This is a genomic window from Pontibacter toksunensis, from assembly GCF_042686245.1.
Lineage (GTDB): Bacteria > Bacteroidota > Bacteroidia > Cytophagales > Hymenobacteraceae > Pontibacter > Pontibacter toksunensis.
On the sequence record NZ_JBHUOX010000010.1, the window covers coordinates 99812 to 115127 of the forward strand.

The 15316-nt window shown below is 48.5% G+C and carries 12 protein-coding genes; 5 read left to right on the plus strand and 7 right to left on the minus strand.

The annotated features are described in order from the left end of the window. Positions 1-27 precede the first annotated feature (27 nt). The 6 genes from ACFS7Z_RS14390 to ACFS7Z_RS14415 form a co-directional block, all read right to left on the minus strand. Complete coding sequence (locus ACFS7Z_RS14390) at positions 28-735, minus strand: 2'-5' RNA ligase family protein (protein ID WP_377485756.1); 708 nt, start codon at positions 733-735, stop codon at positions 28-30. Between the two features lie 41 nt (positions 736-776). Further along, the gene (locus ACFS7Z_RS14395) at positions 777-2684 is read right to left on the minus strand and encodes a DUF294 nucleotidyltransferase-like domain-containing protein (protein ID WP_377485758.1); all 1908 of its coding nucleotides are present in this window, start codon (positions 2682-2684) and stop codon (positions 777-779) included. Beyond that, a complete protein-coding gene (locus ACFS7Z_RS14400; RefSeq protein WP_377485760.1) occupies positions 2681-3379 on the minus strand; it encodes a 3'-5' exonuclease in 699 nt (232 codons plus the stop codon). Before ACFS7Z_RS14400 ends, ACFS7Z_RS14395 begins: the two co-directional genes overlap by 4 nt. A 475-nt stretch (positions 3380-3854) precedes the next feature. After that, positions 3855-5078, minus strand: a complete 1224-nt coding sequence (locus ACFS7Z_RS14405) for a radical SAM/SPASM domain-containing protein (RefSeq protein ID WP_377485762.1) — start codon at positions 5076-5078, stop codon at positions 3855-3857. After that, the gene (locus ACFS7Z_RS14410) at positions 5068-6789 is read right to left on the minus strand and encodes a hypothetical protein (protein ID WP_377485764.1); all 1722 of its coding nucleotides are present in this window, start codon (positions 6787-6789) and stop codon (positions 5068-5070) included. The genes ACFS7Z_RS14405 and ACFS7Z_RS14410 overlap by 11 nt, the downstream gene beginning before the upstream one ends. Before the next feature lie 294 nt (positions 6790-7083). Next, the gene (locus ACFS7Z_RS14415; RefSeq protein WP_377485766.1) at positions 7084-8862 is read right to left on the minus strand and encodes an aminopeptidase P family protein; all 1779 of its coding nucleotides are present in this window, start codon (positions 8860-8862) and stop codon (positions 7084-7086) included. Positions 8863-9120: 258 nt separating this feature from the next. Here ACFS7Z_RS14415 and ACFS7Z_RS14420 point away from each other — a divergent pair, with 258 nt between their 5' ends. Further along, positions 9121-10344 carry a glycoside hydrolase family 88 protein gene (locus ACFS7Z_RS14420; RefSeq protein WP_377485768.1) on the plus strand — a complete coding sequence of 408 codons (1224 nt, stop codon included), beginning with the start codon at positions 9121-9123 and terminating at the stop codon, positions 10342-10344. A gap of 74 nt (positions 10345-10418) precedes the next feature. Here ACFS7Z_RS14420 and ACFS7Z_RS14425 read toward each other — a convergent pair whose 3' ends face one another. Then, a complete protein-coding gene (locus ACFS7Z_RS14425) occupies positions 10419-10826 on the minus strand; it encodes a DoxX family protein (RefSeq protein WP_377485770.1) in 408 nt (135 codons plus the stop codon). A 391-nt stretch (positions 10827-11217) separates the two neighbouring features. Between ACFS7Z_RS14425 and ACFS7Z_RS14430 the strand changes: the two genes are divergently transcribed. The 4 genes from ACFS7Z_RS14430 (at position 11218) to ACFS7Z_RS14445 (ending at position 15315) form a co-directional block, all read left to right on the plus strand. Then, positions 11218-12465 (plus strand): efflux RND transporter periplasmic adaptor subunit, encoded by a 1248-nt coding sequence (locus tag ACFS7Z_RS14430; RefSeq protein ID WP_377485772.1) that lies wholly within the window; start codon positions 11218-11220, stop codon positions 12463-12465. Between the two features lie 188 nt (positions 12466-12653). Then, positions 12654-14129, plus strand: coding sequence for a TolC family protein (locus ACFS7Z_RS14435; protein ID WP_377485774.1), 1476 nt, complete (start codon positions 12654-12656; stop codon positions 14127-14129). 41 nt (positions 14130-14170) lie between these two features. Next, positions 14171-14536 carry a DUF3471 domain-containing protein gene (locus ACFS7Z_RS14440; RefSeq protein ID WP_377485776.1) on the plus strand — a complete coding sequence of 122 codons (366 nt, stop codon included), beginning with the start codon at positions 14171-14173 and terminating at the stop codon, positions 14534-14536. 80 nt (positions 14537-14616) lie between these two features. After that, complete coding sequence (locus ACFS7Z_RS14445) at positions 14617-15315, plus strand: ABC transporter ATP-binding protein (protein WP_377485778.1); 699 nt, start codon at positions 14617-14619, stop codon at positions 15313-15315. Position 15316 lies beyond the last annotated feature (1 nt).

Consider the following 15316-nt stretch of genomic DNA (forward strand, 5'->3'; position numbering starts at 1 on the left):
TAGAATGAGAGTAATTTAAATGATCATTTATTTTAAACTGAATCTGCTTAATACCTGCACCAGGCCCTGCCGCTGATACCAATCATTATAGACCAGTTCAAGCTCATTCACTTCTGTCATTTCAAAATTTTTGTTCCGATACTGCTGCACTTTATGAAGAAAGGCAGACGCGTTTTGAAGAGGAGCCTTAAAACGAACAGCCGTAATATGAGCAGTCTGAAGCACATACCGTGCGTCTATCGTTTGCTGTAGCGTAGTGTTCCTGAAGCTTTCTCTTAGCTGGTTCCGCAGCGCATTGAGTTTATCAGCTACAGGAAAGCCTTGTATAAGTAAGCCGGAGGGCGAGGCGGTGACACCACGAAAGCTTAACTGAAAATTTCCAAAATTCTGGAGGGTGTGCTGAATCAATTGAACATAGTCCTCCACCCTAATATTATTTATTGAGAAACCGGCATGGCAAGAAATAACAGAAATGACCGTCACGTGCATGTCTGACTTAGGGTAATAATACTGCTCAGGCTCCAGTTGCTGCAACTCCAAAAGAAACTGCTGTATCCTATCCCGGACCTCCTGCCCTGGTCGAAACAGCAGCGTAATTCCAAACCTAGTGTCGTTATCAGATTCTATGAGCGGATCTAATTCAAAAGCTCCTGCTTGAAACTGACTTAATGAGCGCTCCCATAATCGATCATAGTGCTTCTCTAAGTCAAATGGCTTCGCAGCTTCATCTGCCATGCTCTTATCAATTATTACACATCCGTCTTCATAAGTAGGCCTTACCCGAACAAGGCATTTGTAAATTTAACTTTGATGTTCGTCTGAAAGTTGGCTATTGTCTTGAAAATCTCTTTTAGTGTTACCTGTTCTATTTTTGTCAGGCTTCTGATGTCTATGAAGTTTTCTGGTGGGGTTTTGTCGTTGATGATCTGTACCGCCTGCTTCTTTAACCGCATACTCATGAGGTAATAGTACGACTGCATCAACTCCTGGTACTCCGTCTCCTTGAACACACCTTTTTCCAGCAGTGCCTCCAGGCGCTCTCCCGTATTGGTTTTAAATATCCTGTTCTGAAGCGCATACACCCGCACCAGATCCACGATAGGCGTCATGGCTTTTTTAATATTAAATACCTCCTGGCTGCCCACAGTAAAGGTTTTAATGTTCTTAAAGTACGTCAGCGGCGGCTCGTACTGCATGGCGTTGTTGGCCATGTGAAACAGGAAGCGTCCTAAAGGTTTTTGCAGTTCTTCATCTAAAAATGCCTTCAGCTCATCTACAATGGCTGCCTCGCCATAGATGTAACGGCAATCGAAGAAAGCGGAGAATTTCATCACTTTATCCGGGTCCGGCTCTTGCATCCAACTCACATAGTTGCGCTTCCAGTGAGAGAGGGAGTGCGTCCATTTTGTGTTTTTGGCCATGTAACCACCGGTACAAAAGCTGAAGCCAATCTTATCCAGCCGCTCCGAAACCTGTTCTGCGAAAGCCAGAAAATATTCCCGCACCAGTTCGCGCTGTTCGTTGGCTTTGTCTTCGTAAATAATGGCATTGTCCTGGTCAGTCTTTAGTGTTTGTTCCTTGCGTCCCTCGCTGCCCAGCACAATAAAAGCGAATTTGGCAGGCGGTGTTCCCATCTCATCAATTACACTCTCAATCACCTTCAGTGCAATGGTATCTGATACGGTCGTTATCACCTGGTTCACAATCTCCGGTTTCACGCCACGGCTCAGCAGTTGGTACACAATTTCCGGCACCTTCTCCCACCTCCGCCGCAACTCCTCCACAGAACGCGCCAACCTTACCGACTGAATGAACATAAAGGGCGACTGCGCCTGCTCACTCAGCAATTTGTTCCGGCTGATAAAGCCAAGGTAAACCCCGTTTTCCTCTACCAGCAAGTAGCGGGTCTGTGTGCGGAACATCAGCAGGATAGCCTCATATACAAAAGCCTCCGTTGAAATAGACACAATGGGATTGTCCATGATACTGCTGACAGGCTCACTTACATTCACCTGCTGCGCCACCACATTATCGCGCAGTGTTATATCAGTTACATAGCCTACTATTCTGTTCTGAGCATCCTTTACGAAAAGGCAGCTCACCTTTTGTGCGGCCATCCACCTGGCCACTTCATAGATGGGCGCGTCCTGGGCGCATGATACCAAACTCCGGTACTCAATGCTTTCAATTCTCCTGGAGTACAGCTGGTCTGAAGCAATGTAATTTTGCTCGAAAGTAGTTGGCTTCTTCACGAAGTGGGCGTACTCATCGTTTATCATCCGCTTGCCAAACTCCCCGGTAAAGAACTGGAAGAATTCCTCATTCGTCTGGCAAAGCGCCCTGAAGTCCCGGCGGTGAAGGAAGTAAACAACTGTGCCTTTTTTAGCGATGACTGAGCGCAGCGACTTTTTCCGGTTGAGCAGCACGGAAACACCTCCGTAGCAATAGCCTTTGTGGTGGTACTCTATCACCCTTTTGTTGTGCTCGCTGTCGTAAAAGAAAGCCTCATACTCCCCTTCTGCAATGATGTCTACCCCTCGCATTTTGGTTACCTCCTGGTGATAGATAGGCGTATCTTTGGTATAAATTACTTCCTGCAGCAGTTCTGCCACGCCTTGCAGCACATCCTCTGAAAGCACATTAAACGGCTGCACTGTTTTTAGAAATTCTAACTGATTGTTCATGTCCAGTAACTAAGCAAAAGGGAAATCACAAACATAAATAACAGGCTCACACCACATCCTATCTGCTTGTCAGAAGCAGGTGCTACGATAGACTTAGCCTGTTGTTTCTCAATGACATTATCGTTTATATCTCCTCGCCGCACCAACTCAAAAAAGCATTTTGCAGTGGCCTGAGCATCTACTATGGCATTGTGATGATGCTCGAGTGGCTCGTTGAATAGTCGCTCATACATCTCACTCAGGCGTAAAAAATGCTGGTGCGGGTAGAGTAGAAAATTGGAAGAAGCCTGCATGGTACAAAATAGCGGCAGCTCAGGCAGGGGGTTGTACATGCCGGCTCTCTGGAAACAGACCCCGACCATGTGGTAATCCAGTTGCATGAAATGAGCGATGACGAGTGGCTGGTATCGGTTCAGGTCTGCAGCAAGTTGCGAAAGCACCTCTTCGCGCTGCACGCCATGCTCCTGTAAGAAAGCACTCGTTAAACCGTGGATTTTAACAGATTCCGGAGAGATTTCAAAATCATCGTCCCGCACATAGAAGTTCTCTGCTTTTACCTCTTTTCCGTCTTTGGTATAAATGGCCCAGGCCACCTGCACAGAAAGGGGCCAGCTGTTATTATCTGAATAAGGCGCGCTCCAGTTTTTGGGTATACCGGTTGTTTCGGTGTCAATAAACAGCAAATAATCTCTCACGCCTTAAAGTACCGATTAATTTCCTACATGGCATAAGTCTGTATTTAAATTTCCACTATCTAAAGCATTCAAGACCCTCTTTACGAATTCATTTGTTTGTAACATCTCTTCACATTAAACGCTTCAGCTATACTTATTTATCTGTTAAATACAGGTCAGCCTACCGTCATAAAAGCCTGTGCTGTTGTACAGCGGACATTATTGCACATTAGCTCGAATGAAAAGTGATACCAGTTTATCTGAGCAGCACCGGGAGTAGGGGCCCTCTATTTTTAGATGTTCCGGTGCCACACGCAGTGGGGCAGCCCGAGCAGAGCGAACAGTGAGGCCTTACCCCCAACAGCCTTGAAAGGAAAAAGCGCCCCGCGGGAGTGGAGCGCACGTAGTAAACGATGCAAAAGGCCATCAATGAAGCGCTGGATAAGCCGCTACTACGACAGCTTAGACAAATCTAAGCTTAAGCAACTATAACGAATTAGAAGCCGGCACTATCAAACGCATGACATCCTTTTAAACGCATCTCCTGAATACACTGCGGCAGGTCGTCGTGAAGCGCGTTGCCTGATTTTTTCTGGCAGAAAGGGCATGCATGCATGTCTCCGTCCGTATCCACATATAAAAATCTGTTGCCAGCGCCAAAGCAGCCGACATTGCGCTGATGCGTTCCGTGATACGTAACGATTGGCCAGTTCTTGAAAGCGGCATCATAATTCAGCATGTCTGCAAAATCTTCTATCCGCTTGATGTGAGACGGTTCAAGTGCTACAGCCTTTCCGGCATAGTGACCAACGGCACGAGGTTCCAGAATCTGGATAAACGAAGCGCCCAGTTCGTGCGCCAGTTTAGCGTAAGCAAACAGGTTTTCATCTGAAGCATAGTCTTTCGTCGCGCATAAATTTAAAGTCAAAACCAACCCAGCATGCCGTGCACTACGGGCAGCCTTGATAACCCAATCATAAGACCCCTCTAAGCCTCTGAATGCATCATGCTTATCCGGCTCATGGTGGTCGAGGCTAATAGCTATACCTACCAACCCCGCATCTTTAAGCTGCTGCGCTTTTTCTAGTGTTAAATGATAGCCCGATGTAATCACCCAGAAGTCAGTTCCTTTCTGAGCGGAATGGAGCAGCTCCAGCATGTCCTGAAACCGTACAAGAGGCTCTCCTCCGCTAAGGTGTACCTGCATAACCCCCTGCTCCTGAAACTTCCATAAGATTTGCTTCAGGTCTGCCAGCGCGAGGGCTTCTTTCTTATTCAGGTTATCCCACTCGAAGCAATGCTCGCAGTTTAAGGGGCACTTTTTTGTAATAGCAAAATAGACGCTTCGCAACGAAGGCTTTGGTGCCCTGAACTCTTGAAACCGGTTCAGCTCACTAAGGATGTACCTGTTGAATGAAAGGGAAGGCCAAGAAGGCCCTCCCATCACATAATGATAACGCCCGTCTACCTTCACCAGCTTTTCCGGGTTCCTGCCAAGGTAGGCAACACTAAGCGCCCTCAAGTCTCTTACAGCTTTTGCTGCCTTCAATGGATTCAGGATATGACCCAGTGCCAGCACCCAAACGTTTAGGAGTATACCTAGCCCAACTAAACGAACATGCAGTTTGTTGCTGATAATAGAGGGCGGCATATACCCCCGCACTGGTTGCACAGAAACAACTGCTTCTTCGGTGATAACAGGCTTTTTCTTAGTGAGCATAAGCGACCTCTTTTTTTGGTTTCTTTGGACTAGCCATACCTCCTGCCAGTTCCAGGTATTTCTCCTTCGAGAAAGAGGTAAATTTACCGGGCTTTCTGAAGGATATCAGTTCCAACAAATCCGGCATTCCCTCATAATCCCTGATATGCTCGTAGTAGCCTCTTGTGTGCAGGAAAAACGACACTTTTTTGTCTCCGGGTTCCGGTGCTTTAAAGCTTAGCTCCACCTGGTCTCCTACCTGTAACTGCTGCAGGTACTTTTCGTCTGTGCCGGCAAGTAGCCCCGAAACATCTTCGCCTTTGTCTGTGAAAGCAGCACTGCCTGATGCGTTCTGAACCAGTACCGCCTCATTAGGGGTTAAGTCCAGCCCCACATAATCCAGTTCCCAGAACATAAACCCACTTTCAATCTTAATTTCCACTTTGTCTCCTTCTATGGCAGAGAGCTGTTTCAGCGGCACCACCACATCACGGGCTGCAGCCAGTGGACCTATCAGATCTACATAGTCCACAAACTCCCATGCGTTTTTCTTTTTGACATACACCTTCAGGGGAAGTTCCTGATCAAAAAACCACTGGTTCAACTTCACCTTTGGTTCAGACTTCTGCTTTTCTGCCCAGCTGTTATAGTAGCTGCCAAAAAGCTTTGTGAATTCTCCGTAGATGTAGTCCAGCCACAACGAGTTCTTCAGGTTTAAAACGAGCTTTCCTTCCTTATCTGCTTTACTTTTGCTGAACGTCAGGAACAGCCCGCTCTTCAGTTTCTCTTTATCGCCCTCGTTAAACAGGAACAGGTGGCTGTCCCGTGCCTGCATTTGTTTGGTGTAATCTATCTTCTCTTCTGTTACAGCAGAGAGGGGTGCCTGTGGCGCTGATACGGTATAGATGTTTCCGGTCCGGTCCATCAGGGCGGTGCTGTTAGTGGAGTGCTGCACCATTACCAGTTGTGCCAGGTTAATGTACTGCCGCTCCTTTAGCTCGTTTTGGATCTTGAGCCGGTAACTTCCATCCACAGGTGTGAATCCCGGAAGCGCCAGGTAATCGTCCCGCTCCACCGGCGCAAAAATAGCTCCTCCAAACGTTTCGCCTGCCAGGGTATACCCCTCGCCATCGTGCGTATAAACAAAGGGACAGGAGCTTTTAGTGAGGGCCACAATAACGCCTAGTATAACCATTGCTCCGGCAACTACTCCTACCGTTCCTAAAATATAAGAAGCTGTAGTTCTGCCACTGTTCCGATCTAACACATCAACCCTGTTTATGGCAGTTAAAGGAACGCTGTACGCTCCTTTCTTGATAGCGACTCCGTCGTTCAATATGAGTCGTACTTCATTCAGGATATTACTCTCTGCCTTGTAAGCTTTGTACCTTTGGTTTTCCTGATTAACAGTTTCATAAGCCAGGTTAACAGTAGGAGGAATATCCTCCAGTGTCATCTTCAGCGAATCATTGCTCAGTACCAGGTTCGTTGCATACAGCCGCTGGCTTGAATTAGAAACTATGAAGTACTTCTTATTATTGATGGCCTCGTTAATCTTGGCAAACTGCGCGCTATCTTCTCTTACAGAATCAACTTTATAGTAATGGCAACTTAGCGTGAGGTGCATCAAAGAGAACACCAGTAGCATGCTAACAGGTGCTCGATACTTCTTCATGTATCGCAACACGAACAAAGGTGTCGCCCCGGTTCCTGAAGGAAGCTTTATCTTCATGGTAGTATTGTTTATAGCTCTAACCTTAAGACGCTTAATAAATGCTTGAAATGTATAAATTAATATAGACATAAAAATTAATAGTATATTACAATATACTGACATTATTTTTTAACCTCTCATTCTCTTATCCTATTATGTTCTTTGGTTTGTATTGCTGAGGTTATTAGCACTTGTTATCCTGAAGGCGAAAGAAACAGCCGGCCCTACCAAACAAAAAAAGCCATAGCTGCTTTGTCTGCAGCTATGGCTTTCCAATGACTCCAACCTACGGTTGTTTGTCGGGATGCCAGCTTAAATTGCTTTCGCTTTCTCCTTCAGCCAGCTTAGTTCCTCCTCTGATAAATGCGGCCCGAGTTGCGCTACTACCCGCTGATTGTAGTTGTTCAGCCATTTTACCTGGTGTGCCTCCAGCAGTTCCTTTTTAACCGGTGTGGTATCGATAAAGGCTAATGTCAGGTGCTCGAAGGTATAGAACTCGCCAAAGTCATTTGTCTCATCCTGCACTGAAAGCACCAGGTTCTCAATGCGGATGCCGTGCTTGCCCGTGCGGTAAATACCGGGCTCTACTGAAGATATCATTCCAGGAGCAAGTGGTACAGGCGTTGCAGAAGCGTTCAGCACATGCGGCCCTTCGTGCACATTCAGGAAAAAGCCAACGCCGTGGCCGGTGCCGTGGCCGTAGTTGCGGGCATAGTCCCAGAGTGGCTTGCGTGTGATGGCGTCTATCTGGTAACCGGGCGTGCCTTTCGGAAAGCGGGCAGTAGCCCCGTCAATCATTCCTTTTAGCACGAGTGTATAGTCCATGCTTTCCTCTTCTGTCAGGTTACCCAGTGATACTACCCGGGTGATGTCGGTGGTGCCGGTGTTGTACTGTCCACCGGAATCCAGCAGGAACAGGCCATCTGGCTGAAGCTCGGCGTCGCTTTCAGGCGTTACCCTGTAATGCGGCAGGGCACCATGGGCTTTGTAACCGGGAATGGTATCGAAGCTCTCGCCCACAAAGCCCTCCTGCTCTGCACGGAATTCACGTACTTTAGCAGCCACAGAAAGCTCTGTTACTTTTGTTTTTCCCACATTCTCCTCCAGCCATTTGAAGAAGCGAGTCAGCGCCACTCCGTCCTTTATCATGGTTTTACGGGTGTTTTCTGCTTCCACCTCATTTTTCTGCGCTTTGAAGAAGGTAGTAGGATTGGTGTCCTGCAACACTCTAACTGTAGCAGGCAACTTCTTGTAAAGCGCAAAACAATTCCGCTTCGGGTCGATGAGAATACTGGCACCGGAGGGCAGAAACGCAATGGCTTTCTCAATCAAATCATAAGGCTCCAGTTCTACTCCTGCTGCCTGCAACTTCTCCTGGTCTTCCTGGCTCAATTTGGTGGCATCTATAAACAGCATAGCTTTGTCCTGGCTGATTAGCGCGAAGCTCAGCACCACCGGGTTGCATTTCACATCAGCACCGCGCATGTTAAAAAGCCAGGCCATGTCATCCAGTGAAGAAATCAGGTGATAGTCTGCTCTTTGCTTTTTCAGGGCCGCACGCAGCCGCTCCAGCTTACTTTGCAGTGACTCCCCTACTGTTTCCTCCCCTACCAGGAAAGCCGGTGCATCTGGCAGCATCGGCCTGTCCTGCCAGATAGGCTCCAGGTAATCACGGTCGCTGTTCAGGTGTATGCCAAGTGGTACCAGTTGCGCCTCCAGCAACTGGGCCAACGCTACGGAGATAAGTTTGGCATCATACGCCACAGTGGCGCCAGCCGGCAGGCGCTCATCCAGCCACTGAATATACTCCGGCGCACCTTGTGCCTGTAGCGGCACCAGTTCAAAACCAGTATCCGCGAGCTGTTCCTTTGCCTGCACAAAATAACGGGCATCGGTCCAGAGGCCGGCAAAATCTTCTGTTATCACTAAGGTGCCTGCCGAGCCGGTAAATCCGGAGGCAAACTCGATGCATTTATACCTGTCTGGTAAGTATTCGCTGATGTGCGGGTCAGCGGAAGGTATAATATAGGCACTTACTCCTTCGCCTTTCATCTGGGAGCGAATGGCTTCCAATCTTTCTTTATATTTCATAGTTTTAGTGTATCGGTTTACGGCAAATTAAGAAAAGATGAGCGGAAAAGCTTGCCCTTCTTCACCCGGAAGCCCTACTGGCAGGCTCATTGGAATAAAACCTATGGAAATAATTTCATGAGGCAAAGCCTCTTAATCCAATAAATGCCTATATTGAATTTAAAGACAAATTTTCTGTTTCTGGTTGTGGATTTTGAATCTCAAGCTTGCTAAGCCGGATGATAAACAGAAATCAATTTGAAAGACACTTCTGATACTATGCAAAAAATGAATTTATACGCCAAAGCACTCCTGTTTGCGGGCGTATGCCTGGGCACTGCCTGCAGCAGCAGTGAAAAAATGCAGGGAAATGACCTGAACCCTACACAGGCGGTTGTAGCGCTGGCCGACTCTGCCTTCGAGGATGCGGCAGCCCAGTACAAGGTGCTGATGGCCCGGCTTCCGGAAGATAAGTTGCCGAAGACTTTTCATGAGGAAAGAGATTACCTGGAAACAAGCGACTCAGAATGGTGGACCAGCGGATTTTACCCCGGCACATTGCTGTACCTCTATGAAGAAACCGGGGACCAGGCACTCTACGACGAGGCCATGCGCGTGCTTAAGCTACTGGAGAAAGAACAGTATAACACCTCCACGCACGACCTGGGCTTTATGATGTTCGACAGCTATGGTAATGCTAACCGAATTAAGCCCTCTCCGGAGTACAAGCAGGTGCTGCTGAACAGCGCCCGGTCGCTGGCGTCCCGCTTCAACCCGCAAGTAGGTGCTATCCGCTCCTGGGATTCAAAGCCGGAAGATTTCATCGTCATCATCGACAACATGATGAACCTCGACCTGCTGTTCTGGGCAACAAAAGAAACCGGTGACTCCACGTACTACGACATTGCCGTAACGCATGCCAACACTACCATGGAAAACCACTTCCGCCCGGACAACAGCACCTACCACGTCATCAACTATAACCCCACCACCGGCGAAGTGCAGGAAAAGAAAACAGCACAGGGAGCAGCTGATGAATCGGCCTGGGCAAGAGGGCAGGCTTGGGGCCTGTACGGCTTTATCGACACCTACCGCGAAACCAAAGGTGAGAAATACCTGCAGCAGGCGCAGCGCATTGCTGACTTTATGCTGAACCATGAGAACCTGCCGGAAGATAAAATCCCATATTGGGACTTCAATGCTCCCCGTATTCCGGATGCGCTGCGGGATGCATCTGCCGCCGCCATCACCGCCTCTGCCCTTCTGGAGTTAAGCCAGTATGTAGACAAAGTAAAGGGGCAGGAATACTTCACCACAGCAGAGACTATATTGAAAAACCTGTCAACAGACACTTACAAGGCAGCTCCCGGCACAAATGGAGGCTTTATACTCAAGCATGGAGTAGGCCATATGCCTGCAGGCACCGAGGTAGACGTGCCGCTTACCTACGGCGACTACTATTACATTGAAGCACTGAAGCGCTATAAGGACCTTGCCAGCTAATTACCCTGCTAAGCTAAAAACAGAATCGCCGGCTCTCTTCTGAGGGAGCCGGCGATTCTGTTTTTAGCCTTCATTCAGTCGCCTCTGCTAAACTTGTGGTCCAGGGAATAGTGGTTGTAAGAATCCTCAAAGAAGAGAAGACCGGCAAAGTACACACCGTAAAACATCTGTGTTGCAATGCTACTCCAATTCTCCAATAAGCTGGAGCCAAAAATTAACGCCAGCATAAGGAGTGCCCCAACCACTAAAGCTGTTCTCGTAAATAACCCTAATATCAACAGTACCCCGACAGTGAATTCGAGAAAAGGTAAAACATAACTGAAGGGCGAAACCAGCGCCGTTGGCAGCCAGGTGCTTTCAAACTGGCCGACCATGGAGTTGCTGAATTCATTCAACTTTGGTAGCCGTACTAATCCATGACCAAACATACTCAGGGCAATGGGCAAACGGGCCAAAAGGTAACTGAGGGAAGAAGTATTCATGTGGTGTCTTTTTATTTATAACTTTCACCACAGGATCTTGTTTATTTCCATTCTGTACAGGCAGCTAACTGGTTGCTGTTGCCTATACAAATCTATATCTCTAACTGTTCTCTCAGTTTTTGAAGCTTTGATGCTTTTGCCAACTATAAACGCAGAGACACTAAACATAAAGCTGTCGCAAATAGTGGAGCTAAAGTTCCTCGATTATCCCCATCTACCTCCTGCATAATCAAAAATCCCCCCCTCCCAAAACCGAACAAAGTGTTCAATACTGAACACTCAAGCAAGGCAATAAATGTCAATTTTCAGACATAATATACTGATAGTCAAATCATTAACGTAATGGCACAGGAATTGGCTATATAGTTCTGAATCAGATTAGAAAAACGAGATGGACCGTGAACTATCAGCCACTACAAAACAAGCTCATAAGCGCAAGCGCCTCTGGCAAATAGGTGTTGCTGTCGCTATTGTGGCAGCAGCTATTTATGGTTTTAACACCCTTATTTCCCCAAGCTTAAATCGCAGCGAAATCAGGACGGCAACGGTGGAGCGCGGACCGGTGGTCGCGACTTTAACTGCAACTGGGGTGGTGGTACCGGAGTTGGAGCAGGCCATTACAAGTCCCATACAGGCGCGCATTGAGCAGGTGGTGCGCACATCTGGTGAAGAGGTTAAACCCGGCGACCAGGTACTGCTGCTGGACAGGTCTTTCACGCAACTGGCGTACGACAAGCTAAAAGATGAGCAGGAAATGAACCAGCACAAGCGGGTGCAGCTCCGGCTACAACTACAGAAAAAGCTAAACTCCCTGGAGTCGCAGTTAGCTATCAAGCGCATGAGCGTGAAGAGCCTGCAGGCGCGCCTCGAAGACGAGCAGTACCTTCTGAAAATTGGCGGCGGCACCCAGGAGCAGGTAAAGCAGGCTGAACTGAACCTGAAAATAGCACAGCAGGAACTGGCCCAACTGGAGCGGGACATTGCCAGTGAGCGGGAGCTACTGAAAGCAGACGAGCAGGAACTTGGCTTTACAATGGCCATGCAGGGTCGAAACATTGAAGAACTGCAGCGCAAAATGGAACAGGCGGAGGTACGGGCCACGCATCGCGGAGTAGTAACTTGGGTGAAAAACGAGGTAGGCAGCAGTGTAAATGCCGGTGATGTAATCGTGAGGCTGGCTGACCTGAGCAGCTTCAAAATAAAAGCCGCTGTATCGGATGCTTATGCAGAACAGCTACAGGCTGGTGGAGAGGCAACCGTACGCGTGAACGAAGTTGACCTGAAAGGAACCATTGCCGCCATTGAGCCTACGGTTACCAACGGAACCGTCACTTTTTTCGTGGCTTTGGATGAAAACGCACATAAGCTCCTGCGCCCTAACCTGCGCGTGGAAGTGTACGTGACCACAGCCACCAAGCCGAACACCCTTCGCATAAAGAACGGCCCCTACTTTAACAGCGCCAGCAACAACAGCCGCCTCTTTGTGGTGCGCGGAGATGAGCTGATTCAAATACCTGCCAGTACCGGTGCCAGCAACGCAGATTATGTAGAGGTGGAAGGCGATGTACAGCCTGGAGATGAAATTGTAATCTCCTCGCTACAGGACTATGAACACCTGAAGAAAATACAGCTGAAATAGGTACGCAAATCAGGTAGCACAAATCAACTACCAAGACTTACTATATCCCCCGCGCCTTTCTGAGCTATGAGAAATATGTCATCAATCTTAATAAATCCCTGCAGATTTTAACCCTTTTCTTGCTACGAGACACGAACTACGTGATACAGCTATAGATTCGTGCTCCCTGACACCTAAATTCAAAAACTATGAAAACCCATTTTATCCTTTGTTTGCTGTCTGTGGGCCTCCTGCTTCCTGCCCTGACTTTCTCTCAGACTGCTACGCGCCAGCTGCGCCTGCAGGAGGTGATTGCTCTGGCGCAGGAGCAGTCGGCGGTGGCAAAGCAGGTAGAGACAACGCAGGAAACCAGCTACTGGCAATGGCGCAGCTTTAAATCAGGCTACAAGCCGCAGCTAAGCATCGGAGGCTTCCTTCCTGACTTCAAGCGCACCTTTAACCCGGTAACACAACCAGACGGTAATTTAGAATTTCGGCCGGTCACTAATAACTATTCAGAAGTGGGCCTGACGCTGAAGCAGGTTGTCAGCCCGACGGGTGGTAGCATATTTGTGACCTCGTTGTTGCAGCGCTTCGATGATTTTGACAGGACACAAACCAGTTATAATGGCAACCCGGCCATGCTTGGCATTGAGCAGCCCCTTTTCGCTTACAATAAGTTGCGCTGGGACAGGCGAATTGAGCCGTTGCGTTTCGAAGAATCTCAGAAACAGTATGTGGAGGACCGGGAGAAGATAGCTGTAACGGCAACCAACCTATACTTCGACCTGCTGCTGGCACAGGTAAACCAGGACATAGCAACGAAGAACCTGGCCAACAACGACACACTGTACCAGGTGGCGCAGGAGCGGTTCAAGCTGGGCCGCATTTCGAAAAACGACCTGTTGCAACTGCGCCTGGCTGTGCTGAATGCAGGGCTGGCACGGGCACAGGCAACGCTGGACGCGCAGACAGCGCTGCTCGCCCTTAAGACATACGTCGGTATTCGCGACAGCCTGCAACTGCAGCTAGTGGTGCCGGAAAAAATCCCAACAGCTGATGTACAGACTACTTTCGCGCTGTCAGAAGCATACAAGAACAGGAAGGAAAACCTGAACTTTCAGCGCCGCTTGCTGGAGGCGGAGAGCGTCGTGGCCAAAGCGAAAGCTGACAATGGCTTAAACGCGAGTGTTTATGCCACCATCGGCCTTACAAACATCGGAAGCAACTGGCTGGACATCTATCAGCGACCCGAAAACCAGCAGCGGGTACTGATACGGTTCAACATGCCGATAATGGACTGGGGGCGGCAGCGTGCCAACTATAAAGTAGCAACCCTGGACCAGAAACTGGTGCAGCACACAGTGGCCCAGGAGGAGGCGAGTTTCGAGCAGTCTGTTATCACACAGGTGAACCAGTACAACATGCTCAAAAACCGCATTAAAGTAACCGCCGAAGCAGATGCCATTGCCCAGGAGCGCTACGACATTGCCAAAAGCATTTACCTGATTGGCCGCATCAGCATCACAGACCTGGGCATCGCTCTGACCGAGAAAGACCAGGCCCGACGGGCTTATATTGCCTCTCTCAGCGAGTTTTGGGAAGCCTATTATAACCTCCGCCAGCTGACGCTCTACGACTTTGAAAAGCAGGAAGTACTGCTGAGTAAGGACGAGGAAATTTAACATACTAACTAAACAGACTATCCACTTAATAACCTACAACTATGAAAAAGTTAATTTTTATAATCCTGCTTTCTCCTGTTACCCTGTTTGCAAATCCCAAACCTGATGTTAACCAGGCTAAACCAACTTACAGCACTGCGCTGGCTGAAGCTGAGGAAGCTCTAGCCAGGTACGTTGGGGTGTACAAGATGAACGAGCAGTTCAGCATTACCATATCACTTGAAGGAGGCAAGCTATATGCGTTGGCACAAGGCGATGCAGAGAAAACAGAATTCACCCCGGTGTCTGGAAATAAATTTCTTGTAAAAGGCCCTGAAACAGAGGTTGAGTTCTTGGAAGAGGATGGGAAGGTGCAGTACTTGTTTGTGAACATGCAGGGAGGGCTAAAGCTGAAGAAAGTGAATTAGAAAAATGCCGGTTCTAACCATACCCTAGCTAAGCAGCAAATAAGTGATTAAAATATATATTAGACAAAAGAAATAAGACGATGATAACGCTAAGAAATATCGAAAAGGTATACCAAACGAAGTCTATTGAAACAGTAGCCCTGCAAAACGTGAACCTGACGGTACCACAGGGAGAGTTCCTCTCTATTATGGGGCCATCTGGCTGCGGCAAGAGTACGCTGCTCAACATCATGGGCCTGCTGGATGTACCCAGTAGCGGCACTGTAGAGATTGGGGGAATGGCCATTACCTCCTATAAAGATAAAGAACTGGCGCACCTCCGCAACGAGAAAATAGGTTTCGTATTCCAGAGTTACCACCTGATACAGGATCTGAGTGTGCTGGACAATGTGGAGTTGCCCCTCCTCTACCGCAGCCATGTGTCAGCCTCTGATCGCCGGAAGCGGGCGCAGGTAGCACTGGAGAAAGTAGGACTCAGTTCCCGCACCGAACATTATCCAAACCAGCTGTCGGGTGGGCAGCGGCAGCGCGTGGCCATTGCTCGTGCCCTCATTGGCATGCCGGAGATCATCCTAGCGGATGAGCCTACGGGTAATCTTGACTCTGTGATGGGAGAGGAAATTATGCAGATACTCCTGGACCTGAACCGCCAGGAAGGAACAACCATTGTGATGGTGACACACGATGAGCAGATGGCTTTGAAAACGGAGCGGCTCGTGCGCTTCTTCGACGGCCAGCAGGTATCCGATGCTAAATTATACGACTATCAGAAAGTATAAA